General features: G+C 63.6%; 21 protein-coding genes. 11 read left to right on the top strand and 10 right to left on the bottom strand.

Features of this window, described 5'->3' with window-relative positions; translation table 11 throughout:
- Positions 1-176: 176 nt before the first annotated feature.
- Entirely contained in the window at positions 177-1181 is a 1005-nt protein-coding gene (locus ACPWR9_RS11835; protein WP_426296759.1) for a sterol desaturase family protein, read from the bottom strand.
- A 12-nt stretch (positions 1182-1193) separates the two neighbouring features.
- Complete coding sequence (locus ACPWR9_RS11830; protein ID WP_426296760.1) at positions 1194-2216, bottom strand: beta-propeller fold lactonase family protein; 1023 nt, start codon at positions 2214-2216, stop codon at positions 1194-1196.
- Between the two features lie 341 nt (positions 2217-2557).
- On the opposite strand from ACPWR9_RS11830, the gene ACPWR9_RS11825 reads away from it, so the two are divergent.
- Both ACPWR9_RS11825 and ACPWR9_RS11820 read left to right on the top strand, forming a co-directional pair.
- On the top strand, positions 2558-2947 hold the full coding sequence (locus ACPWR9_RS11825) for a helix-turn-helix domain-containing protein (RefSeq protein ID WP_426296761.1): 390 nt from the start codon (positions 2558-2560) through the stop codon (positions 2945-2947).
- Entirely contained in the window at positions 2944-4242 is a 1299-nt protein-coding gene (locus ACPWR9_RS11820; RefSeq protein WP_426296762.1) for a type II toxin-antitoxin system HipA family toxin, read from the top strand. The genes ACPWR9_RS11825 and ACPWR9_RS11820 overlap by 4 nt, the downstream gene beginning before the upstream one ends.
- A gap of 18 nt (positions 4243-4260) precedes the next feature.
- On the opposite strand, the gene ACPWR9_RS11815 is transcribed toward ACPWR9_RS11820, so the two are convergent.
- The gene (locus tag ACPWR9_RS11815) at positions 4261-4812 is read right to left on the bottom strand and encodes a PadR family transcriptional regulator (RefSeq protein WP_426297939.1); all 552 of its coding nucleotides are present in this window, start codon (positions 4810-4812) and stop codon (positions 4261-4263) included.
- A gap of 174 nt (positions 4813-4986) precedes the next feature.
- Here ACPWR9_RS11815 and ACPWR9_RS11810 point away from each other — a divergent pair, with 174 nt between their 5' ends.
- On the top strand, positions 4987-7008 hold the full coding sequence (locus ACPWR9_RS11810) for an NADPH-dependent 2,4-dienoyl-CoA reductase (protein WP_426296763.1): 2022 nt from the start codon (positions 4987-4989) through the stop codon (positions 7006-7008).
- 213 nt (positions 7009-7221) lie between these two features.
- Positions 7222-9021 carry a diguanylate cyclase domain-containing protein gene (locus tag ACPWR9_RS11805; RefSeq protein WP_426296764.1) on the top strand — a complete coding sequence of 600 codons (1800 nt, stop codon included), beginning with the start codon at positions 7222-7224 and terminating at the stop codon, positions 9019-9021.
- 4 nt (positions 9022-9025) lie between these two features.
- Here the strand turns inward: ACPWR9_RS11805 and ACPWR9_RS11800 are convergent, their stop codons facing one another.
- Positions 9026-10420: a CoA transferase gene (locus ACPWR9_RS11800; protein WP_426297941.1), complete on the bottom strand. Its 1395-nt coding sequence runs from the start codon at positions 10418-10420 to the stop codon at positions 9026-9028.
- Positions 10421-10675: 255 nt separating this feature from the next.
- Here ACPWR9_RS11800 and ACPWR9_RS11795 point away from each other — a divergent pair, with 255 nt between their 5' ends.
- Entirely contained in the window at positions 10676-11872 is a 1197-nt protein-coding gene (locus ACPWR9_RS11795) for a citrate synthase family protein (protein WP_426296765.1), read from the top strand.
- Here the strand turns inward: ACPWR9_RS11795 and ACPWR9_RS11790 are convergent.
- Both ACPWR9_RS11790 and ACPWR9_RS11785 read right to left on the bottom strand, forming a co-directional pair.
- On the bottom strand, positions 11839-13353 hold the full coding sequence (locus tag ACPWR9_RS11790; RefSeq protein WP_426296766.1) for a PepSY-associated TM helix domain-containing protein: 1515 nt from the start codon (positions 13351-13353) through the stop codon (positions 11839-11841). The two genes, ACPWR9_RS11795 and ACPWR9_RS11790, sit on opposite strands and share 34 nt — an antisense overlap.
- Before the next feature lie 127 nt (positions 13354-13480).
- Positions 13481-13924: a DUF2946 domain-containing protein gene (locus tag ACPWR9_RS11785; protein ID WP_426296767.1), complete on the bottom strand. Its 444-nt coding sequence runs from the start codon at positions 13922-13924 to the stop codon at positions 13481-13483.
- A 293-nt stretch (positions 13925-14217) separates the two neighbouring features.
- Here ACPWR9_RS11785 and ACPWR9_RS11780 point away from each other — a divergent pair, with 293 nt between their 5' ends.
- The 5 genes from ACPWR9_RS11780 (at position 14218) to ACPWR9_RS11760 (ending at position 19592) form a co-directional block, all read left to right on the top strand.
- A complete protein-coding gene (locus ACPWR9_RS11780; protein ID WP_426296768.1) occupies positions 14218-15264 on the top strand; it encodes an alpha/beta fold hydrolase in 1047 nt (348 codons plus the stop codon).
- Positions 15265-15381: 117 nt separating this feature from the next.
- Entirely contained in the window at positions 15382-16809 is a 1428-nt protein-coding gene (locus tag ACPWR9_RS11775; protein ID WP_426296769.1) for an MBOAT family O-acyltransferase, read from the top strand.
- Positions 16810-16818: 9 nt separating this feature from the next.
- Positions 16819-17988 carry an alginate O-acetyltransferase AlgX-related protein gene (locus ACPWR9_RS11770; RefSeq protein WP_426296770.1) on the top strand — a complete coding sequence of 390 codons (1170 nt, stop codon included), beginning with the start codon at positions 16819-16821 and terminating at the stop codon, positions 17986-17988.
- A gap of 246 nt (positions 17989-18234) precedes the next feature.
- A complete protein-coding gene (locus tag ACPWR9_RS11765; protein WP_426296771.1) occupies positions 18235-18852 on the top strand; it encodes a sigma-70 family RNA polymerase sigma factor in 618 nt (205 codons plus the stop codon).
- The gene (locus tag ACPWR9_RS11760; protein WP_426296772.1) at positions 18849-19592 is read left to right on the top strand and encodes an anti-sigma factor; all 744 of its coding nucleotides are present in this window, start codon (positions 18849-18851) and stop codon (positions 19590-19592) included. Before ACPWR9_RS11765 ends, ACPWR9_RS11760 begins: the two co-directional genes overlap by 4 nt.
- Before the next feature lie 54 nt (positions 19593-19646).
- Here the strand turns inward: ACPWR9_RS11760 and ACPWR9_RS11755 are convergent, their stop codons facing one another.
- The 3 genes from ACPWR9_RS11755 to ACPWR9_RS11745 are packed head-to-tail and all read right to left on the bottom strand — an operon-like array spanning position 19647 to position 22608.
- Positions 19647-20618, bottom strand: a complete 972-nt coding sequence (locus tag ACPWR9_RS11755; RefSeq protein WP_426296773.1) for an ABC transporter substrate-binding protein — start codon at positions 20616-20618, stop codon at positions 19647-19649.
- Positions 20618-20947 carry a 4Fe-4S binding protein gene (locus tag ACPWR9_RS11750; protein ID WP_426296774.1) on the bottom strand — a complete coding sequence of 110 codons (330 nt, stop codon included), beginning with the start codon at positions 20945-20947 and terminating at the stop codon, positions 20618-20620. Before ACPWR9_RS11750 ends, ACPWR9_RS11755 begins: the two co-directional genes overlap by 1 nt.
- Positions 20944-22608 (bottom strand): FAD-binding protein, encoded by a 1665-nt coding sequence (locus ACPWR9_RS11745; protein WP_426296775.1) that lies wholly within the window; start codon positions 22606-22608, stop codon positions 20944-20946. The genes ACPWR9_RS11750 and ACPWR9_RS11745 overlap by 4 nt, the downstream gene beginning before the upstream one ends.
- 120 nt (positions 22609-22728) lie before the next feature.
- Here ACPWR9_RS11745 and ACPWR9_RS11740 point away from each other — a divergent pair, with 120 nt between their 5' ends.
- A complete protein-coding gene (locus ACPWR9_RS11740) occupies positions 22729-23625 on the top strand; it encodes a Crp/Fnr family transcriptional regulator (protein ID WP_426296776.1) in 897 nt (298 codons plus the stop codon).
- 115 nt (positions 23626-23740) lie between these two features.
- Here ACPWR9_RS11740 and ACPWR9_RS11735 read toward each other — a convergent pair whose 3' ends face one another.
- Positions 23741-24457 (bottom strand): hypothetical protein, encoded by a 717-nt coding sequence (locus tag ACPWR9_RS11735; RefSeq protein WP_426296777.1) that lies wholly within the window; start codon positions 24455-24457, stop codon positions 23741-23743.
- Positions 24458-24562: the final 105 nt, after the last annotated feature.

Raw genomic sequence — 24562 nt, 5'->3', positions numbered from 1 at the left:
ACGGCATCTTACCTGTGTAGGCGTTCTGACGCCTGACGCGGGCGCGCGTAAACGCCTGTAATGACAGGGGAATTCGTACGGAAATCAGGGGGTGGAGAGGGGGCGGGTGGGCAGGGGGCCAGTGACAGGCCCCCTGTTACATCGTGTTACTGCGCAATGCTCAATGTCATCCGGCGTTATGCCGTCGTACGGCCAGCCGTGCGGCGCGGTGCCAGGCGGCGGGCGATACGGCCGAAGGCGCGCACTTGTTGAGCGATCACGCCCATGCCGTAGCGGCGCGAACGGCCCTCCGGCGCAGGCAATTGGTCGCGAATGCCGGTCGGTTCGACGGCACGCTCCCACGACGCGGTGCGGAACATCATGTCCCACCACGGGAACAGCACGCCGAAGTTGCAGCCGTAACGCGTGCCTTCGTGACCGTAGCCAATCGCGTGATGGCGGCGGTGGAACGTCGGGCTCACGATCAGGCGCTCGAGCACCCGGCCATACGGCAGACGAGCATTCACGTGCTGCACGCTTTGCAGGAAGTTGCTCACCGCGACCAGTACCACGTACTGCGCCGGTTGCACGCCGATGAAGAGTGCAATGCCCGCGAAGAATGCGGCTTGCAGCACGTCGTCGAGGAAGTGATTCCGGTCGTCCGACCACAGCGACATCTGTTGCTGGCTGTGATGCACGGCGTGCAGTTCCCACCAGACGCCGAAGCGGTGCTGCCAGCGGTGATACCAGTAACCCGCGAAGTCGAGCACGATCAGGTAGATCAGGAACGAGGCGAGCGGCTGGTCGGTCACGCCGGGGTACAGGCCGTCGAGATCGATACTCGGCAGGCCGTGGATCACCATCTGGCTTTGCAGCTCGTTGAAGACGGGCTGGAGTACCACAAAGAACAGCAGGTTCAGAATGCCGAGCTTGGCGATCCACGTGTAGATCACGTCGGCGCGCACCTGACGGCGGTCTTGCCACTTTTCCACGGGGCGTAGGGCTTCGAGCGGACGCAGCAGCGCGTACGACACGCCGATTTGCAGCACGCCGATGAGGACGAAATAGAGCGCGTCGTAAATATCGTCGTCATAGCCCATCAAGTTGAAGTGAAACAGCAGGGGCTGGATCACATCGACATAGATGAGCGTCTGCACGGCCGAGATGCCGCTGTCGACGAAATTGATGGCTTCCTGAATCATCGGGTGGCCTCGTCAGTCCGGATTCGGCGAGAGAACAGGGGCTCGATCGGCAAAGAAAATACCGTGCGGCGAACGGTTCACGGCAATGCGGTCGACCAGTTTGCGCGTGGTCAGATCGATCACGCCGACGTGGCGGGCAAAGCGGAACGTAACCCAAAGATAGCGTTTGTCTGCCGAAAGTTCCATGTCGTCGGGGCCGGGCATCAGACCGGTGATGTCGGCGACTTTGGTGAGCGACTCGTAATCGAGAATGCTGATGGTGCTCTCGACACGATTACTCACGGCGATGTGACGGCCATCGGAGAGCGAGCGGAAGTTGTGTGCGCCGCGTCCGGTCTGGATGCGCTTGACGACTTTTTGCGTGCGCCAGTCGACCACGGCCACGTCGTCTTCACCGGTCATGCCGACGAGCAGATATTTATCACCCGGCGTCATCCACAGACCGGCGGGCGTCTTGCCGACCGGCATGCGCCATTTGACCGTCTGCGTAGGCAGATCGATGGCGACGAGTTCGCCCGAGTCTTGCAGCGTGACGAAGACCGTCTTGCTGTCGGACGAGAACGTCATGTGGCTGGGCGTCTTGGCGAGCGGAATGCGCTTGGCGACCGTGACGTTCTCGCCGTCGTAGTGATAGAGGTCTACCCGGTCCAGCCGCAGGGCGGCGGTCACGAACCATTTACGGTCGGGAGAGAAGCCGAGCTGGTACGGATCGTCGATATCGGCGACCTGACGCTGGAGCTTGCCGCTCGACGGGTCGAGGAACATGAGGCTGTTCGAGACCGAGTTGGCGACGATGAGCGAGCGTTTATCGGGGGTGATCATCAGGTGGTGCGGCTCTTTGCCCGTGGGCATGGTGCCGATGACCTTATGGGTGGCCTGATCGATCAATGAGAGTTGGGCGGCGCCGGAGTCGAGCACGATGACGGTGCTGGCCAGAGCAGGCGAGAGGTGGAAACCACCTACAACGAGTGCCGAAATAGACGCCAGGGCGCGTACGCCGCTGAAAAACTTGGAGGGCTTGGAAGAAAACACCATGAATGCCGTAGGGTGAGGCGAATACAAAGCCGACAACGGTGACGCTCCGCCGGTAAGCGGGACGCCGACTTGAGACGTAAACGCGCCATGAGGCCGACCCGTTGACAAGAAAATGGGACGAAAGGGAGATCCCCGGCGGTGGGTGTCGTCCGATGTTGCTGTGGCACAAAAAAGCGCTGGCCGAGCACGTGCTGTGCAAGTATGCGACTGAATAACCGTGCATATGTAAGCGATTATTGTAAATAAAAAGTCATATGTGAGCGGTTATTGAATTTTGCGATTGACGCGCGACAAGTGACAAACCCATAATCTGCACAACCTCACTTACCGTAACCGCTCATATGGAACGCATAAACGCCGATAATCGCTCTCCTGTAAGCGGTAAGGCTGGTGGCGACGAGAGGTCTCGCAGCACACCTGCACCCGTCAACCGGGCACTGACGAAACTGGGTGCCGACCTTGCCCTGGCGCGTCGCCGTAGGCGTCTGACGCAAGCGTCAATGGCGGAGCGCATTCAAACGTCGGTGGCCACATTGCGGCGCATGGAGCACGGCGACGCACGAATTCCCATCGGTCTTATCGCGCAGGCTTTTTTTGTGCTGGGTGAAGTGGACAAGCTGAGCCATCTGCTGGACACCGCCAACGACGAGATTGGATTGGGACTCATGAACGAACAAGTACCGAAACGCGTGCGCGTCAAACGGGTGAAAACGGACTCGGGGGCGCTGTGAGTCAAACTTCCGTGCGTGTCGCGCTGGGCCAGTCGGCGATTCCCCTCGGGCAGTTGACCTATCAACTCGATGGCCGCCGCGAATTCTCGTACTTCGCCTACGACGATGTTTGGTTGACGACGCGCGACCGGTTTGCGGTGTCGCCCGACCTGCCTCTCGTCGCGCAATCGCAATTCCGCAAAGCCCCCACACGGCACGACTCCGTCTTTCACTTCGCCTTCGCGGATACCGAACCAGATGGCTGGGGTTGCCGTGTCATTGCCCGCGACCATGCTAAGCGTCGCCAGCGTGCGTTACGAACGGAAAATCCGGGCGGTGATGTGCCGAATGCGAAGCTCACGGAAATTGACTACCTGCTGGGTGTCGATGATGCGAGCCGAATTGGCGCGCTGCGACTCGTCGACGCTCAAGGTAATTTCCTGCGTGCTACACAGGAGGGCGAGCGCACCACGCCGCCGCTGCTCGAATTGGCGCATTTGATGGGGGCATCGCGCGCGGTGGAAATGCATCAGGAGACCGAAGCCGATTTGCGGTATCTGCGGGGAAGAGGCACGTCGTTAGGCGGCATGCGGCCGAAGTGTTCTGTGCTTGATGAAGATGGTCATTTGGCGATCGGCAAGTTTCCTAGCGTGGAGGACGACCGGAGCGTGACCCGCGGCGAGGTGCTGGCGTTGCAGTTGGCCCGCGCTGCCGGGATAACCGTCGCTGAAGCCCGGATCGTCATGTCGGAAGACATCCCGGTTGCGTTAATCCGGCGTTTCGATCGTGCGGCGGGCGGTCGCATCCCTTATTTGTCGGCGGGATCGATGCTTCAGGCATCGCGGGACGGCGATTACGCCTACAGCCAAATCGCCGAGTGCATTTTGGCGAACGGTGTCGAACCGCGGAAAGATCTGGCGGAGCTATGGCGCCGCATGGTTTTTAGTCTGCTGATTACCAATGTCGACGATCACGTACAGAACCACGGCTTTTTGCACGCGGGCCACGGCCAATGGCGTTTGTCTCCTGCGTTCGACATCAATCCGTTTCCGGACAAGGATCCGGAGTTGAAGCTTTGGCTCGACGAGGACTACGGTCCGGTTGACGCGATTGACGCGGCGATGGATCGGGCAAGCATTTTCCATCTGTCGCCCGATGAGGCGCTTCGCATCTTGGCCGAGATCGTGAGCGCGGTGCGGAATTGGCGTGAGATTGCTGCGTTTCCTAGCGTCGGTATGGGGGCGCTGGATCTGAACGCCTTCGCACCGGCTTTCGAGAATTCGCAAATGCGCGCCGCCATCAAGCTGGTGGGATAAGTCTGTCGGGACAAGTCGTTAGACAGCTACACCATCCCACGTCTCCAACAACGCCAACGCCTCGCGCGTCCAGTCCAGCCAGCCTTGCTCGTACTTCACCCCGAGCATGAGAATGTGCCGCTGTAATGCCCGCTCGCGTGAAAGCTCGACACCCGCCGGGAAGTCGCGGGCTTCGATGGCCCGATAAGCCGCGAGCTTCTGTGCGTGCAATGCCGCTCGGCGGCGTAACTCGGGCTGCAAGCCCAACGGCCCCATGGCCGCATCGGTGCGCAAGCGCACCATCAGGTCGTCGCGCAAATCCGACGGCTCGGTCGGCGTCGCCGCCCACGCCAGCAATTCGTCGCGCCCCCCATCTACCACCCGATACACCCGCTTGCGCGTACGCCCGCCATCGGGTGCGGCACTCGACACTATCCACCCAGCCGCCTCCATACGGGCGAGTTCCCGGTAAATCTGCTGATGCGTGGCGTGCCAGAAGAAACCGATCGACTTGTCGAACCGGCGGGCGAGGTCGTATCCCGAAGAAGATTTCTCCAGTAACGAGGTCATCAAAGCGTGGGCGAGCGGCATGCCCGGCAGTGTAGGCACTCTATTCCAGCTATGCAACCCGTTGCATAGTGCTCGCCGCCGCCTTAGAATCGCCATCAAACTATGCAACTGGTTGCATAACCAAGACACGCGCTGACGTGTCCTATGCTTCCCGGATGCACCCCCAAAACCTGCCGAAAAGCGAGAGAGACAGCGATGAGCGGCTATCCCCACCTGATGCAACCCCTGGATTTGGGCTTCACCACCTTGCGCAACCGCGTGCTGATGGGCTCCATGCACGTCGGGCTGGAAGAGGCGCGCAACGGTTTCGCCCGGATGGCAGAGTTCTACGCCGAACGCGCACGCGGCGGAGTAGCGCTCATGGTCACCGGCGGTATTGCGCCGAACGATGCAGGCCGTCCGTATGCGGGAGGTGCCAAACTCAGCACGGAAGACGAATCGGATAAGCATCGTGTGGTCACCGACGCCGTGCACGCCGCCGGCGGCAAGATCGCTTTGCAGATCCTGCATTTCGGCCGCTACGCCTATCACCCTGACCTTGTCGCGCCGACCGCGTTGCAAGCGCCGATTACGCCCGCCAAACCTCGCGAGTTGTCGAGCGCCGACGTCGAGGCCACCATCGACGACTTCGTCAACTGCGCCGCACTCGCGCAGCGCGCAGGCTACGACGGCGTGGAGATCATGGGCTCGGAAGGGTATCTGATCAACGAGTTCATCGCCGCACGCACCAACCATCGCACCGACGAGTGGGGCGGCAGCTACGAGAACCGTATCCGTTTCCCCGTGGAGATCGTGCGTCGCGTGCGCGAGCGCGTGGGCCGCGAGTTCATCATCATCTACCGTCTTTCGATGCTCGATCTGGTCGAAGGCGGGTCCACCTTCGACGAAGTGGCGCGACTGGCCAAGGCTGTCGAAGCGGCAGGCGCGACGCTCATCAACACCGGCATCGGTTGGCACGAAGCCCGTATCCCGACGATCGCTACCAGCGTGCCGCGTGCCGCCTTCGCCTGGGTGACCGGCAAGCTCAAGGGCCACGTCGGCATTCCGCTGATCACGACAAATCGCATCAACATGCCCGACGTGGCCGAGCGCATCCTCTCGGCAGGCGAGGCCGACATGGTGTCGATGGCCCGCCCGTTGCTCGCCGACCCGGCATTCGTCAACAAGGCGGCCGCCGGGCAGGCCGATGCCATCAATACTTGCATCGGCTGTAATCAGGCGTGTCTCGATCACACCTTCAGCGGCAAGATCACGTCATGTCTGGTCAACCCGCGTGCCTGCCACGAAACGGAACTGCGCATTGAACCGGCCGGGCGCGTGCGCCGTGTGGCCGTGGTCGGTGCTGGCCCCGCGGGGCTTGCCGCCGCGACCGTGGCTGCCCGCCGGGGGCACGACGTCACGCTCATCGAAGCCGATACCGAGATTGGCGGCCAATTCAATATGGCTAAACGCATTCCCGGCAAAGAGGAGTTCTACGAGACCCTGCGCTACTTCCGCCACGAGCTGGAAGCGACCGGCGTCAAGGTGCAACTGAACACCCGCGCGAGCGTCGATTCGCTGGCCGCGGGCGGTTTCGACGACATCGTGCTCGCCACTGGCGTCGTCCCGCGTACCCCCGAGATCGACGGCGTCGATCATCCGAAGGTGCTCAGCTATATCGATGTGCTGCGTGGCGGCGCGTCCGTCGGCAAGACGGTGGCAGTACTCGGCGCGGGCGGCATAGGCTTCGACGTGGCGGAGTTCCTCACGCAAACGGGCGAGAGCGCCACACTGGTGCCGGAGAAGTTCTACGCCGAGTGGGGCATCGACCCGACATACGCCCACGCGGGCGGCCTGCGCGCGCCTGAGCTTGAGGCGTCGCCGCGCAAGGTCTATCTCATGCAACGCAAGACGTCCAAGGTCGGCGACGGTCTGGGCAAGACCACCGGCTGGATTCACCGTACGTCGCTCAAGCATCGCGGCGTGGAAATGATTCCGGGCGTGACGTACCAGCGCATCGACGACGACGGTCTGCATGTGATGCTGGACGGCCAGCCGCATGTGCTGCCGGTCGACAACGTCGTGCTGTGTACCGGGCAAGAGCCGTTGCGTGCCCTCGAAGCGGGCCTGAAAGCAGCCGGCGCGCGCGTGCATGTCATTGGCGGGGCGGATGTCGCGGCAGAGCTCGACGCCAAGCGCGCCATCAAGCAAGGCACCGAGCTCGCCGTGGACTTGTAATTTGGGATGTGTCCTCGATGGCGAAACGCACTATGAGACAATGCGCCGTCTCGCTGAATGCCCCGTTCCGGGGCGTTCGCGGCGTCAACGCGTGAGCGCCGAGTGCCGGGCGTGCGTTGGCGCCGTCAGCCGTTGTTTGCCGCTGTTTCAGGCTTGCCGCCAGTGACAGTTCCAAGGGGAATACGTGCCGTTTGGCCGACGGTGTGATCCTGAATGAAGCGCTATTTACTGTCTGCCTCGCCGCTTACGGGCCGTCTGCGTTTGCAGAATTTGGCCATTGTGTTCGTCGTTATCGTGCTTTGTGCCGGCCTGCTGACATTGGCCTGGCGGTCGTATCAACGCGCCAGCGATGCCGATCAGGCGTTCGATGCCTTGCGCGCGACGCTGCTGGCCATGGAAAAGGCATCGGCCGAGCGCGGCCCGGCGAACGCGGTGCTTGGCGCCGACCTGCCGCTGCCGCAGGAAGCCGTCAGTTCGCTAAGAGCGGCGAGAGAAGCCACCAACGCGCAGCTCGACCGATTGCTTTACGTCCTCTCGTCGGACCATTGCGAGAACTGCAGCGGCAGTCTGCGCGCGGTGGAAAAAGCCCGGCTGGATCTCGCCGCCGCCAGTGCCAACGTCGATTTGCTGGTGCAGCGCCCACGCGAAATGCGTAGCGACGCTGCCGTGCGAGACGCCGTGAGTCGCATGATCCGCGTCATTGCCGACTTCTCGCCGGTCGCCTCCACCCGCATCGACGTCGTCGCACGCGGCGCGCCCGACGCGCTGCACTACATCATTCTTGCCCGTCTGGCCGCCGATCTGCGTGAATACGCAGGGCAACTCGGCTCGCAATTCACTGCATCGCTCACCACCGGCCAAACGCTGACCGAAGCGGATCAACGCGCGATCGAACGAATACTCGGACGCATCGAGCAATTGCGCGAGATGATCACGTCGCGGTTGTCCGACCCCTCGGCGCTACGCCCGGGCATTGTCGCCGCGCTCAATACTCAGTATTTCGGTGCGGGTCTGCACTACGTGGCGACCGTACGCACACTGGCCAGCCAGCCGAAGCCCGCGCCGTTTTCGACCGCGACGTTTGCTCGTCAATACGTGCCGACGATGCGCTCGATCACCGACTTTCGCGACGAGGTGCTGAACTTGGCGCAGGAGAAAGTGGAGGCTCGACGAACCTATACGCTGCGGCTGCTGATTGCGACGGCGGTGATCGAGGTCACGGTGGTGCTGCTGATTTACCTGGTCATGCGCAACTTCCGGCGCAACGTGGTGTATCCGCTGGAAACGGCTGCGGGTGTGATCGACGCACTGGCTAAAGGCGACCCGCAGATGGCACCGATCAGCGAGGCGCCGTCGATGCATCGGCCCGAAGTGCGCACGATGTTCAAAGCGCTGCGTATTTTGCAATTGAGCGGCATCGAGCTGATGCAGCTACGCCGCGAACGTGCGCGGCTGGTCGGCGAACTCGAGATGCTCTCGGACACCGACCCCCTGACACGGCTATTGAATTGGCGCGCGTTCGAGCGTCATGCGCGGGCGCTGTGCGCCATGCCCGCCCCGGGACGCGTGGCGCTGATCAAGTTCGATATCGACAACTTCACCCAGATCAACGCAACGTGGGGGCATCACGTCGGTGACGATCTTTTGCGCCGCGTCAGTGCGGTGTGTCTGAACACCTGCCAACCGGGGGACGTCGTCGGGCGTCTGGGCGCGGACGCATTCATCGTGCTTGCCCGCGTGCTCGACGAGTCGCGTGCTCAGCAATTCGCCGAACTGCTGCGCGGACGTATCGAAGCGAGCACGATGCCGTTGGGCGACGGCGCGGTACTCAAGATCACCGCAAGTTTCGGTATCGCCATGGCCGAACCGACCACCGCCGACAGCGACCCGGCCCGTGACGCAGACGAGGCATCGTCGGCGGCGCCCGACATCTCGGCGCTACTCAGTCAGGCGGAACGCCAACTGCGCGCGGCACGACAGGCCGCGGCAGCAGGGCATCACAGCATCGACTAGCCGATTACGGCCACACGGGTGTCGCGGTGCCGAGTGCCATTGCGGGCAGGGCCCAATCGACGGGGGTCCCGACAATCGTCATCGGCGTTGCCACACGCCGCACTGGCCCCCAAGACGTGTCTTCGATGCGCGGCGACAGATCGCCGGAGGTTTCTTCTGCCAATGACGGCGGGGACGGGACCGGCGTGCGGTGCGTGACCAGCAGACGTGCGGTGCGCGCGAGCGACGCGCGTATCGTCGCGCCAAGCCCTCGCGTCTGACGCCATGCCAGCGCGCGCACGGCCGCCGCTGCCATCAGATATCCCGTTGCGTAATCGATCCCTTGTCCGGGCAATGGCACTGGCCGGGCCGCATTGGCGGCGCGCATGCCCGCATCGGCAATCCCGGCGCTCATCTGCAACAGACTGTCGTAACCGCGGCGGGCATGCCATGGCCCTTGCCAGCCGTAAGCGTCCAACGACACGTCGATCAGCGCGGGATTGAGTTCCCGGCGGCGCGCGGCCCCAAAACCAAGATGTTCCAACGCGTCGGGCCGATAGCCGTGAACGACGATGTCGGCCTCGCGCAGCAGCGATTCGAGCGTGGCGAGGTCAGCCGGGCGCTTCAGATCCAGACGCGCGCAGCGTTTGCCCAACACCACTTCCGGCACAGTGCCGGGTTCGTCCCAGCCGAACGGGTCGATACGAAGGACTTGCGCGCCGAAGCCCGCGAGAAAGCGTGTCGCTGTCGGCCCAGCAAGAATGCGCGTGAGATCGAGGACACGAATGCCCGAAAGCGGTCGGCCGGGTGCCGGACGCCACGCGGTGGTGTCGCGCGTCGCACCTTGGCTCGCGTCGAACGTTTGCCAGTGCAGCAGCGGCTCGGCGGCCACCGCCCGGCCTTGCGGATGGTCGTCCCACTGCGCCAGCGTTCGCATGGCGGCGGCGCAGCCACCTTTTGCCACGACCGCCGCTTCCAGCGCATCTGCTTGCCACATCGCCACGGCACGCGTTACCGCATCGCGCTCGCCTGCGACGCCAAGGACCGCTAGCGCCGCGGCGCGATGATGCGGGGCGTTGGTGTGCAGGCGAATCCAGCCATCGGACGTTGGGTAGTCCCCGGCGATCGGGTCCCAGAGCGGCGACGACGTCCAACCCTGCGCTCGAAACGACGTCTGAAACCAGAACGACGCCAGTCGCCGGTCGACGTTCACGGGGGGCAGTTTTGCGTCGCCAGAAAGGCCGAATCCGCCCGCGTCCCCGGTGGCGAGTCCGGCGATTGCGAGGCTCGCGGTCGCAATGGAGGCGGTCGCGAAATCGGTAAAGGGAAACGCGCAGGGCAACGCACCTTGCCCGCTGAGAGTGAGCGATGCCGTATCGAGTGCAGGGGCATCGGCACCGTGGTCGATAGCCTGAAGCATGTCGCGCAAATAGTCGGCGACGAACGTGGTGTCCTCGCAGAGCGGGACGGCGTTGACTTCACGGGGTTCAGTAACACGCATGAGGAAATCCTCAATGAATCGGTGGAAGCATCGCAATCAGTCGCGATGCAAGACTGCCGGCGCATTGAAGCTTATGCCGATGGATTTTATTGTCAATATTGATTAACTTAGTCAATCTGTTGTCGGTTTAATGCTCCGGCAACGCTTTCGAAAGTATCGGTAACTCATTGAAAAATGAAGAATTATTTCACTGCGAAACAGGCCGCTGAGCGATTGGGTGTCTCGTTGCAGACCTTGTATGCCTATGTGAGCCGAGGGTTGCTGCATGCCGAGCCGGGCAAGACACATCGTGAGCGGCGCTATCGCGTGACAGAGGTCGAGCGACTGGCGGCACAACGCACGCGAGGCCGCAAACCGAAGGAAGTGGTGAAGGCAGCGCTCGACTGGGGAACCCCTGTGCTCGAATCGGCGATCACGCTGATCGACGACGGCCGCTGTTATTACCGAGGGCGCGACGCCTTGACGATGGCGCGCACCGAATCCATCGAGGCGACGGCGGCGTGGCTATGGCAGTGCGACGAAAGCGCAGCCTTCGGCGACGCGGGGTTGCCAAAGGCATCTGAGTGGCCGGTGCTGTCGTTGGAGCGCTACCGGGGCCAGCGCGCCGAGGCAGCATTGCTGCCGTGTTTCACTGTCGCGAGCGACGATGCCTCGACGGCCATCTGGCAGCGAGATGCGGTTCGTGTCGCGCAGGGCAGTGGCGCGTTGCTACGCGTGATGACGGCATGCCTGTTGGGCACGCCACCCAGTACCGCCCCCATCCACGAGCAGTGCGCCAGCGCGTGGGGGATCGACGATGCCGACGGTGCCGATCTGATTCGCATGACGCTAGTGCTGTGCGCGGACCACGAGCTCAATGCCTCTAGCTTCACGGCGCGCTGTGTGGCCTCCACCGGCGCGAGCCTTCGCGCCTCGGTGATTGCCGGACTCGCGGCGCTCACGGGCACGCGCCACGGCGGGACCACGGCCCGTAATGAGGCGATGTGGGACGAGGTCGGCGAGATCGATATCGCGGCGCGCATGAGCGAGCGGCTGGCGCGCGGCGAGAAGCTGCCCGGCTTCGGGCACCACCTGTATCCGGCGGGCGATGTGCGCGCGAGTGCGATGCTCGCTCGCGTGCTGCCGATGCACCCTGCGTGGCAAACGATGATCGACGCCGCCGACACGCTGATCGGCCAGCGCCCATCGCTCGATTTCGCACTCGTGGCGGTACGGCGTCATTTGCAACTGCCGTTAGGCGCCGCTTTCGGCCTGTTTGCACTGGGCCGCACCATCGGTTGGATTGCGCATGCCCGCGAGCAACGCGAGAGCACCCGCCTGATTCGGCCGCGCGCGGCCTACGTGGGGGTGCCACCGTCGCAGGACGCGTGAGGCGTGGCGGCGCGCCGACGCTTGACGATGACACGGTCGACGGCCCACACCAGCAACATTGTCGCGCCCATCAACGGGAATACGACACCCAGCACGACCATGCCGACGATCCAGCCGCGCATGGGCGGGCGCATCTGGCTGCGCGTCGGTGCGCCGAGCGCGCGGGCAGGGCGCCGAATCCACCACATCGCGGCGCCCGTTACGGCCATGGCAAACAGCCCCATCGAGATCAACGCACACAGCCATTGATTGGCCGCCCCGAAGAAGCGGCCCATATGCAGCGACGTGCCATACGAGATGGCTTGCGCAATCCCACCGTACGCGTCGTAGTCGATGTCGTTCAACACCTTGCCACTGTATTGATCGATATGCAGCGTGCGCTCGACGCGTGGGTCGGCAGGGAAGTACGAGACCGTAAACACACCCTCCGGGCGAGACGGCACCACTAGGCTGTAGCCGCTGGTCACCCCGTTGCGAGCGGCGATATCGATAACGCGGTCGATCGGCAGCGCTCCTTCGGCGCGCAATTGCGTCGGCGACATGCCCATTGCCCCCATGCCCTCGTGCCCCGCATGGCCTTCATGACCCGTATGACTGTCATGGCCCTCATGACCCGCGTGGCCCGAGACCGGTACGTTCGTATTGCCCACCGCCCACGGAATTTGCGCGATCGGCAGGTCGTCCATCTTCATCGGCTTGGCGGGCAGTTGCGAGCGCACCGGCGCTTCGCCCCAGGCACCGGGCGGCGAGCCCATGCCCGCCTGCGTGGCCAACGCCTTGAATTGCTTGCCCCACGAACCCGACCACGGCAGCCCCGTGAGCACGAACGCCAGCCCGCCCGCGGCCAGCCACAGCCCCGCCACGCCGTGGAGATTGCGCAGCAGCGGGCGTCCGCGTAACCGCAAACGCGGGCGCAAGGCGTTGGCCCATGAGGTGCCCGCACGAGGCCACCAGAGTGCGATACCGGTCGCGAGCATCACGAGCGTCCAGCAGCCGGCCAGCTCCATGAGCAACTCGCCGGGCTTGCCCAGCATCAGCGAGCGATGCAGTTGACGCACCTGTGCCATCAACCGGTTCTGCACACTTAGCGTGCCGAGCACCGTGCCGGTGTACGGGTTGACGTAGACGCTCTCACGCTCGCCGCCCGGCAGACGAAAGATGAATTCTGCGCTGCGCGACGGGTCGCGATTGACTTCTACCGAACTGATTTGTGCACCCGATGGCAGTGCTGCCGCCGCACGCTCCATGAGTGTCTGTTCGGCCAGTCGCGGCGTGTTCTGCGCCGTGACGATCAGGCGGTCGTGATACAGCCACGACTCGATTTGTGGCTGGAAGACGTACAGCGTGCCGGTGATGGCCAGCACCATGAGCCACGGCATGACGAACAGGCCTGCGTAGAAGTGCCAGCGCCAGAGCGTGCGGTATTGACCGGCCGTGCCGGTGGATTGGGCTTCGCGAGCCGGGGTATAGGGAACTTGCATGAGTCGACGATTCCGTGACATTGCCGAGATGACACACCGGGCCGCCGCCAAACGCGGCGCGGCCAGGCGCACCCATGGAACGACGTGCCATCACCGAAGCGGGTGACGGGTCGTTCGTGACGCGATATCAGGAAAGGACGGGAGGCGCACGCGCAGGCGGCGCGAGGGCAATGCGGGAGGTGAGGGGCGCGGCAACGACTGCCGGGCCAGCCCGAGCGATCCACGCGAACGACACCGCGCCGGAGAGCGCGGGCAGCGTGAGCGGCGGATGATTGGCGAGCAGCGAGCAATAGCCGCAAACATCGCCTTGGTCGGCGTGTGCCGCATGACTGGCTTGATCGTGCTGGGCCGACGAGCCCGCAGCGTCATGCCCGTGCGACGACGCATTCGACGACGAGAGCACGACGGTTTGCGTCTTGCCGTCAACCGTACAGAACGCCACATCGATGGGCCGGTCGACGGTGGCGCGCTGGGCCGCGAGCACCTGACTGATCGCCGGCATGCAGATAGCCAGCCACATGGCGGCGAGGCCGATCCATGCGTATAAGCGTCTGCGTGAAGTGCGAATCATCGGGGGTGGTCGGGGCGTGGAAGTCGGATTGCCGTGCAAGCCATCAAAGGGACAGTCACCAATGGAACGGTGCCCCAAAGTGGGTGCCATCGAAAGCGGGCATGCTACCACGACCGGCTTTTTTGAATTCGTGTGTGTCGCTGGCAGCGGCAGATACATTCGGACATAAACCACCGCCTGCCGCCGGATATAACTCTCACCAAGCGTTCCCGCCGTATCGCGAAAGCCTTCGATGGCACTTGTGAGCGGCACGTCGAGCGCCCCCCACATCCCACTCAGAGAGGACATCAGTCATGTCGAATCCGGTGAATCTTCGCCGCCGTCGCATTCTCGGCACCACCCTCGCAGGCGTCACGCTGGCCGATCTCGGTTTTAGCCAGCTCGCCCGTGCTCAAACCCCGTCAACGTCGTCGATCGCAGGCATCGCTGTCGGCGGCCATACGTCGTTCGACGCCATTCGCCAGATCGAGGCAGGCGATCTGAACGTGGGTTACGCCGAAGCAGGTCCGAAGGACGGAAAAGTGGTCATCCTCTTGCACGGCTGGCCGTACGACATCTATAGCTACGTGGATGTGGCCCCGTTGCTGGCGGCAGCGGGTTACCGTGTGATCGTGCCGTATCTGCGGGGGTACGGATCCACTCGGCTGCTGTCGGCGGCGACCCCGCGAAATGGGCAGCAGGCGGTCGTCGCAGTGGACGTCATCGCGCTCATGGATGCGCTGAAGATCGACCGGGCCATTCTCGGTGGCTACGACTGGGGGGCGCGCACGGCGAATATCGTGGCTGCGCTGTGGCCGGAGCGGGTGACGGCGCTGGTGTCGGTCAGCGGCTACCTGATCGGCAGTCAGGAGGCGAACCGCCAGCCGTTGCCGCCGCAGGCCGAACTGCAATGGTGGTACCAGTATTACTTCGCCACCGAGCGCGGCGCGAAGGGGTATGCCGAGAACACCGACGCGTTCAACAAGCTGATCTGGCAAACGGCGTCGCCGCAGTGGCACTTCGACGATGCGACGTACGCGCGCTCGGCGGCATCGTTTCGCAATCCCGATCACGTAGCGATCGTGATTCACAACTACCGGTGGCGGCTGGGGCAGGCGAAGGGCGAGGCCCGCTTCGACGCGCTCGAACAGCGTCTGGCAGGTGCCCCGGTCATCACCGTGCCGACCATTACGCTCGAAGGCGAGGCGAACGGTGCACCGCATCCGCCCCCGGCGGCCTACGCCAAGAAGTTCACGGGCAAGTATCGGCATCGCGATATCGGCAACGGGGTTGGTCACAACCTTCCGCAGGAAGCGCCCAGGGCGTTCGCCGATGCCATTCTGGAGGTGGCGACGCTCTGACGCCTCGGCCTGACAGGTTGCACTTTTTGCCGAATCTGGGCGGCGGTATCCGCAGGCTTTGGGGTACCATTTCGCGTTTGTCCGGCAACGGCAATTTTCTCAGGCAGAGGGTCGACGGTGGTATTTAGCAGCATTGCCTTTCTTGGGCTATTTCTCCCACTCACATTGCTGGCGTATTTCCTGAGCCCGCGCGCGTGGCGCAACTTCACGCTCGCGCTCGCCAGCATTGTGTTTTACGCGTGGGGCGAGCCTCGGTTCCTGCTGCTGATGCTGGTGTCGATCGGTATCAATTACCGCATGGCCATCGCCATCGGGCGCGCGACAAACCGCGCCCAGGTGGTGGGCATCGGTGTCGCGATCAACCTGTTCTTGCTCGGGGTCTTCAAGTACAGCGGCTTTGTCGTCGACAACCTCAACGCGCTGCTCGTACCCGCAGGCATCGATCCGCTTGTGATCCGGCCGCTGCCACTGCCGATCGGCATCTCGTTCTACACGTTTCATGCCATCTCGTATCTGGTCGACATCTATCGTAAGAATGCCGAACCGAACCGCAACATCGTCGACTACACGCTGTACATCACACTGTTCCCGCAGCTAGTTGCCGGTCCGATCATTCGCTACAAAGATATTCAGGCCCAGTTGCGCGCCCGTGTCGCGTCGCTCGACGATGTGACCGCCGGTGTCTTGCGCTTCACGATGGGGTTGGCGAAGAAGGTGTTGATCGCCAATCAGCTCGGGCTCGTTGCCGACGCCGGTTTCAGCGTACCGGCCGGTCACCTCGGGGCGTCGGTCGCGTGGCTGGCGTTGCTTTGCTATACGTTGCAGATCTATTTCGATTTCTCCGGCTATTCGGACATGGCGATCGGGCTGGCACGCATGTTCGGCTTCCGCTTCCCGGAGAACTTCAACTATCCGTATACGGCCAAGTCGATGCAGGACTTCTGGCGCCGTTGGCATATCTCGCTGTCGACTTGGTTCCGCGACTACGTCTACATTCCGCTCGGCGGCAATCGGCAAGGGGCCGGCCGCACGCTGATGAATCTGTGGATTGTGTTTCTGCTGACCGGCTTCTGGCACGGTGCGACGTGGAACTTCGTGCTCTGGGGCGCCGCACACGGGGCGCTGCTCACGTTCGAGCGCTTGTTCGATAACGTGCGCTTGCGTTCTCGAGCGGTCGTGGCACTCAAGCATGCCTACGTCTTGCTGGCGGTCATGCTGACGTGGGTGCTGTTTCGCGCCGACACGGTGGCGCATGCCGGTGACTTCTACGCGGCCTTGTTCGGCGTGGGGGGCACGGCTTTCGCAGACGTTACGTTCTCGGCATTGTTCACGCCGCATCTGGCGTGGCTGCTCGGGGTTGCGGTCATGCTGGCATTGGGGGCTTTCCCGTTCGCGAAATCGGCGTTGCGAAACGTGTGGGCGGCATTGCAGGCCAGGAATCTGGATGGCTTCGTCGCGGCCGCCTTCGTGGCACCTGCGCTGACGCTCTCGGCGATGTCGATTGCGCTGGGCCAGTACAACCCTTTTATTTATTTCCGCTTCTGAGTCTCGGGGATGCTCCAGAATTCGACCTTTGCGACCAGCGAACCAAAGACGCTCGCGGCCAGACTGAACCGTTATGCGGTCGTCGCGGTTTTTCTCGTGCTGATCGCCTTACCCGCCGTGTGGTTCGGCCGCACGAGCTTCGCCCCGGCGCCGTTGCACGAGAACCGGCAAATGGCCCCGGCTCCGGCGTTCTCCATTCATCTGTTTCAACAAGTCGATCGTTGGTTTAGCGATCGATTCGGCATGCGCGACGTACTGGTCTATTACGGCTCGCGTTTGCAAATGGCGCGCACGGGCACGCCATCGAATCAGGACGTGGTGATCGGCCCGTCGAAGTGGCTTTTCTACGATCAGTACTACGTGCCGGGCCGGCCGCATTTTGCCGACACGCTGGGCAAAGACCCGCTCTCTGCATCGCAACTGCGGCTTGCCAGCGATAACCTCATTCAGGCGCACCGGGCGCTTGCCGCCTGCGGTATTCCGTTCTATTTCGTGGTCGCGCCCGATAAACAAGGCGTCTACCCGGAAAAGCTCGGCATTCATATTCCCGCCGACGCGAAGACGAACGCAGACCAGCTCATCGAGTCGCTGCGCGCAGCGGAGCCGTCGCTCAAGATCATCGATCTGCGCGGCGTCGTGCAAAACGCCCGGGCAAGGGCACCGTACGACCTGTACAAACGCACCGATACGCATTGGAATTCCCTTGGCGCGTTCTACGGCTATCAGGCGATCATGCAGCGCTTGGCCACCGATCGTGTGGCACCGCTCAGCCGATGGACCCAATTGTCGAATTGGACGGTAACGCAAGACAAGTTCGATCAAGGCGATATCGCCATCAATCTGTTGTCGTTGCCCGGATACTTCGAGGACTACAACACGCGTTTCAAGCGGCAGCCGGAGCGCCAAGCCGTTTGGCAGGGCGACGAGCTCGCCGGTTCGTCGACGAACCCGGCAGGCAAGGGCCGTCTGGTGATGTACCGGGATTCGTTTGCGGCGGAGTTGCTGCCGTTTCTGGGCGAGGACTTTGCGACGACCTGGTCGGCGCTCGGGCGCCAGCTCGACGGCGACGCTATCGCACAACAGCGTCCCAACGTGGTCATGTTGGAGATCGTCGCGCGCAATATCCGCATGCTCAAGGAGGCACCTGTGAACATGGAGCGGATTTGCAGGAAAACCTGACGATTTGACCGGACCGGCGCCTAGAAGCCCTGGCTGGGTAGGGCGAGGCGTGGATATTGCGTCGCGGTTGCATCCGGATGGGCGTCTGGCACGTAGATAGGAGCATTGCCACGATGCCCGACGACCATGCCCGATCTCCTGCCCCCCAGTCAGCTAGCGAGCCGTCCCCGGCGTCGGCAGTCCGGTGCGAAGGTGCTATATTTCCGGAAACCCACCTGTCACGGCGACTCGCATCGCCCTCGCGACATGACTGACATACCAGATTCCACTGGACGGCCAGGCGATGTCGAGACTCCCCGCCCCGGGGCGTCTGACCCAACGGAGGCGCGGCGCGAGCATCTGAATCAGACGCTATTGCGCGTTGGACAAGGAAGTCAGGAAGCGTTCGGCGAGCTTTACCGGCTGACGTCTTCGCACTTGTTCGGCGTCATCCTGCGCATGGTGCGCGATCAGGCAGAAGCCGAAGACATGCTGCAAGACGTGTTCGTCAGCGTTTGGCGCCGTGCCGATGCCTTCGACGCCGCCCGCGGCAACGCCATGACGTGGCTGATTGCGCTGGCACGCAACCGGACGATCGACCGCCTTCGCCAGCATCGCGAAACGGCGCTCGACGACGAGCAGGCCCTCGATATCCCCGACGACAACCCCACGCCCGCAGCCCTCGCCGAAGCCAGCGAAGACCGCCAGCGGCTGGAGTCGTGCATGGAAAAGCTCGAAGTCAAACAGCGCGCCGCCGTGCGCGAGGCCTTTTTCAGCGGGGCGACATATAGCGAACTGGCAGCGCATCTGAGCGTACCCCTGGGCACGCTGAAGAGCTGGATTCGTCGCAGTCTGATGCAGTTGAAGGTGTGCCTCGAACAATGAATACGCCCCTCAACCGCGACGAGGAAGTGCGCTGCGCAGAATATGTGCTGGGCGTACTCGACCTCGAAGAGCGCCGCGCGCTGGAACAGGCCGCGAGCACCGACCCACAACTGCAAGCGGCGCTGGAACGCTGGCAGGAATACTTCGCCCCGCTGATCGAAGACCTGCCTGCGCAGGAGGTGCCGCCGCGCGTCTGGCTGCGGATTCGGAGCGACTTGGGCTTCCGAGTCGACCGTGCGGCTGATGCGCCGGCTAATCGCCCGACTTACGACACGTGGTGGAACAACCTGGCACTGTGGCGCTGGATTGGCGTGGGCGCGAGCGTCGCCACGTTGGCGTTACTTGCCGTCAATCTCTCCACGCGATTCATCCCGCAGGCGCCAGTGCCCACAGTGACCAGCACCTATCTGGTCTCGACACTGGCACGCGCCGACGGTGTGGCCCACTGGACGGCAACTGTCGACGTGCGCAACGCGCGCATGGTGGTGGTGCCTGCCGACAAGCCGAGCATTGCGTCCGACCGCGCCACCGAGCTCTGGCTGATTCCGCCGAATGCGAAGCCGATCCCGCTGGGGGTCTTCGCGTCCGATCAACCGGCGTCGATGACGTTGGCACCGGCCATCTTGGCGCAGATCGATGCGAAGGCCGTGTTCGCGGTGTCGATCGAACCGCCGGGCGGGTCGCCAACCGGTCAGCCGACCGGACCGGTTGTCGCCACCGGCGCGATCCATCCGGCGTAATGCGGGGGCGGGCAGCGCATGAATTCCATGCTTGCCCGCCGACCGCTCACACCCTTACGCTTGCCACTGCGGTATGGCGAAGTCGTTGCGGATGAGCTTGCCGTTAAGCAGGAAGCGCTTCACGCCGTCGAGAATCTGAATGCCCGACGCGGGCAGCGGGTCGGCCGGGTAATTCGAGATCGGATGCGAGATCCGAATCGCGTCTTCGGCAATACCGGTCGTCTGCTTGTGGAAATTGAAATACGCCTGCGGGTCGCGATCGATATCGGCGAGCGCGGCGCGCCGGGCACGGTTCCAGGCAGCGGGCAATTGTGGGGCTCGCGCGAGTACATCGGTGGACGCCACGATCACGGATGACCCGAGCAACTCGGGGTGGTCTGTTGCCCGGTCGATCACCGGATATCCCTGTGCGGCGAGCGTCGGCCCGAGATCTGACTGCGCCGCATAGGCGCCGAGCGAGCCGTGTTCCAATGCCGCGCGTGCATCGCGGCCCAGCATGTGAACGACACGTGTTCGTCCGGTGAGTCCCGCGCCATCGAGCACGCCGAGCAGATACCGGTGAATGTACGAGCCCAGCGGCACGCCCACCGACTTACCTTCCAGTTCCTTGATGCTGCGCACGCCGCCGCGTGGTGTGAGCAGCCAACTCGCCAATCCGATTTCCTCGAAGCCGATCAACCGTCCCTTGAGCCCTTGCGAGCGCGCTACCACAGCCGGCGTGTCGCCGTAGATGCCCACATCGAGCGTGCCGGAAAAGAACGCTTCGTTCAGATCGGGGCCGTTCTGGAACATGTCGAACCGAACGTCGGTGAAGCCAAGCGGCGCCAATTCACGCAGCAAGTAACCGCGCGAGAGGGCGTACCCCGTGGGGGCCGCCGGGGCGCGTGCCGGGCCGATCACGCCGAAGCGCAAGGTCTTGCCGTTATTCGTGGCCGCGCGTGCCGCGCCGCCAGCGAGCAGCAGGCCACCGGCGATAGCGCCTTTCAATACCGTGCGGCGGGTCGTAAGTGCTTTGTTTTGTGTCATCAATGGGCCTTCGTCAACAGAACATAACTGGCATCGAGTGCTGCGGTGGAGCGCCGCCCCGGCCCCCAGCCCACGGCATCGCGATAACTTCCCCACAGCGATTCCTTCAAGACGTGCGCCTCGTCGGCAGTGGCGCGGCTGTCCGCGTTGGCGGCAACAAACAGTGCGTCTTCCGGGCAATAGAGTTCGCACATGAAGCAGGTCTGGCAGTCGTCCGGGCGGGCGATCTGCGGAATGCCGTCTTTCACGGCGTCGAAGACGTTGGTCGGGCAGGCGCGCACGCAGATGTTGCAGCCCGTGCAGCGCGCTTCGTTCACGATTTCGATCATGCGAAAACTCCGTCTTTTGCCGCGGTGAGGGTGTTGCGTTTCACGGGGTACCGACGCACCCACACGTCGTCGAGACCGCCGCTGATCAGTCGGTGATGCTGGGTGTCGTCAGTGGTGGCAAAGTCGATGCGGCGATGCATACCGCGCGTCTCGGTGCGCTGTTGCGCCGAGCGATACATCCAGCGCGCCGTCGCGACCATGGCCGCCGCTTCGCGCGCACGCACGGCGTTCGACGCCGTTTGCGCAGGCGCGCTGGCGCGCAGTTGTGCCCAGAGCGCATCGAGACGGCCGAGCGAATCTGCCAAGCCATCGGCGCTACGCCACCAGTTGCGCTCGTACGGGAACACTTCGTCCTGCACCGCTTTGATGACCTGCTCGCTGTCGATGGGCGCATGCGAGCGCGATTCACCCAGTGCCACCGTGCCTGCGCGAAACAGCGTGCTAGCCGCAGCCGTCGTGGCACGTTGTGCCCGGGCGTGTCCCGCAGCACCGGCCCCGGCCCAGAAGCCCGACGACATCGCCCAAGCGGCGTTGTGACTGCCACCCCCCGTGAAGCCGCCGCAGATCAGTTCCCGCGTGGCGGCGTCGCCTGCCGCGTAGAGTCCGGCCACCGACGTGGCGCAGTCGTTGCCCGTCACGTTCAGGCCCCCTGTGCCGCGTACCGTCCCTTCAAGACGCAACGTCACCGGGAAGTGCTGCGTGAAGGGATCGATGCCCAGCCGGTCGAACGGCAAGAAGAAGTTGGGCTGCGCAGTACGCATCCACGCCTGAATCTGCGCATCGGCTTGATCGAGACAGCCAAATACCTTGCGCGACTGAAGCTCGCGGGCGATGACACCGCGCCCGCGCGCCGAACCCGCGCCTTCGATTTGCACGCCGGCTTCGTCGTAGAACGTGGCCCATTTGTAGAACATCGATTTGGTGACCGAGGCGAAGGCCGGCCCCAGCCCGTACGCGTTTGAAAACTCCATGCCCGAGAGTTCGGCGCCGACTTCGGCGGCCATCAACTGGCCGTCGCCGGTGAGCACATTGCAGCCGAGGGCGCGGCTCAGGAACGCACAGCCGCCGGTGGCAATGACCACCGCACCCGCACGAACTTGCCACGTCTCGCCCGTTTGACGGTTCACACCGGACGCGCCCGCGACCGCGCCGTCCTCGTTCACGAGCAGTTCGAGCGCCGGGCTGTGGTCGAGAATGCGCGCTCCGGCTTCCTTGACGCGCTTGCGCATCAGGCGCATGTACTCCGGCCCTTGCACCGACGTGCGCTGTTCATCGCCAAACTCATCGACCGGGAATGGGTACCCCCATTGCGCTAATTGCTGGACGTTGGTCCACGTCTGCTCGAGCACGCGGTCCATCCATGCGTGTTCGGCCAACTGACCGCCCATTTCGAACCGGCTGGCCTTGGCGCGTTCGCGGGCATCGCCCGCCGGTGGCACATACCAGACGGCCGTGCCCGACGGTGCCGTGGCACCTGACGTGCCGCAATAGCCCTTGTCGGCCAGCACAACCTTGGCACCTTTTGCCGCAGCACTCACGGCTGCCCACGTGCCTGCGGGGCCGCCGCCGATGATGAGCACATCGGCGTCGAGACGCTTGCCCACGAACGCATCGGTCACCGCGTTCGCGGGTTGTCTCACTTGTGTGTTGCCTTCACTCATTCGCACTGCCTCCTGATAGGTGCTATCCGAACTGGGCGGGGGCGGCACTATCGAAGTGCCGTTCACCGCGAATTTCCATATGCCGATTCGTCACTTAGCGGGCTTACGAAACGCGATAAGGTGATCGATTCACTCGCGACGTCTGCGTCGCGCCAGTTGCTTCAGTCGCCTCTCACGTTTATGCAAACTCCCGCCGACTACGCCAACCCCGGCCAGCAAATTTCCCATCGGGCGGCAAGCCTTCTGCCGTTGCAGTCGAGTGGCCGCGACCTGTCGGCGCAACAGCGCGACATCGTGTGGACCGCGTTTCGCAACAACGCCGGGTTGCGCGACTGGCCCGACGACGTTCTCGCTGCCCTTGTCGGGGCGGGCCATCTGCGCACGTATCCCGATGGCACGTTGATCTATGCCGCGGGCGAGGCGTGTCCGGACATTCACGTCATCCTCTGCGGCGTGCTCGAATGGGAGTGGTCGAGTCCCGATGGCGGACGTGCCGTCGAAGACTTCATTCCGCCCGGCGAAGTCGCCAATTTCATTGCGGTGCTGACCGGCGAGACCTCCGTGCACAATCAGCGCGCACGCGGTCTCACGCGGCTATTCCATATTCCTGCCCATGCGCTCAATGCGGAACTCGTGCGCCATCCAACGCTCACGGCTTCACTGCTGCGGCTCATTGCCGGTCGTGCGCGCGGTCTTCACGATCGGCTGGGGCGTCATAGCCTCACGCCGTTTCGCGCACGCCTGGCGTATCAACTACTTGCCCTTGCGAAGCGTTACGGCGTACCCGAAGCGACCGAGGCCGATGGCTCGGCAGCGGGCATCACGCTCAGCTTGCGGTTGTCGCAGGAAGACCTTGCTGCGCTGCTCATGGCCTCGCGTCAGTACCTCAACCGGGAATTCCGGTGGTTTCTCGATCATCGGATCGTGCACATCCGCTACGGACGCATCACGCTGCTCGATCTGGCGGCACTGCGAGATATCAGCGAGGGCATCGCGTCAGCCGACTTGCAGGGGTGACGGAATCATTGTGAAAGACAGGGACGGTGACGATCTGTCACCAAGGGGACAGTGCTATGCGTAGTTTCTGCTACGCATAGCACCGATATGACTTTGGACGCCGACTTGGGACCCGTTATGCCTGCGCGGGGGGTGCCGACGACATCGAGACGGACGCTAGCGTCATGACCGACCCCGCGCCCCATGCGGCGGAGGAGGCCAGCGCGTACCAAGCGGCGCGGTCGGACTCGTCGTTGTCGGCGGCATGCACCGACATGCCTGACAACACAGAGGCACTTAAGTTGAGCGCACCGCTCGCCATCTGAAAGCCTCGGCTCCAATGGTTGCGGGAGGTGTCGAGCGCCGCTTGTACCGTGTTGACGACGGCCCCCATGCCCCAAAGTGCCGACGAGGTATAGCCCGCATACGACGCGGTGTTTTCCGACGTGCGCGTCGCCACCAGACCGGCCGCACCCGCGCTGAACGAGAGCCAATTGGCTATGCCCGCCAGCTTGTCGTAGCCGATCGAGGCGAAGTTGCTGGCTTCGGCGAGGAGGGCGCCGGTACTCCAGAGCGCGGCGCTCGACCCAGCGGACAAGATGGCGGCAGCCGGTGAGGGCAACTGTGACGACACGCCGCATAGCGTAGCGGCGACGCCGTCAACGACGCCACTGGCACTGGCGAGCACAGTCACATATCGGCCGGGCGAGGTTGCTTCGGCATCGGCGGGGATGCCCGGCATTGCAATGCTGATGTCCTGCGAAGGCAAATGTTCACAACGCAGCGCGTGCGCCCTTAGGCGGTCTTGCAGATTGATCTCCTGCATGACGTCGCCATCGCCGTCGCGCGTCATCTGTGCGTCGTTCGGGTCATCTGTCGACAGACTTGCCGCCTCATCGAGCAGGGCCAGCGCGACATGCCGTGTCGCCGCTTCACCTGAGATATGGGGTCCGCCGAT

The organism is Pandoraea pneumonica, from assembly GCF_049918595.1.
GTDB lineage: Bacteria > Pseudomonadota > Gammaproteobacteria > Burkholderiales > Burkholderiaceae > Pandoraea > Pandoraea pneumonica_A.
This window is presented reverse-complemented; position numbering and strand designations above follow the sequence as displayed.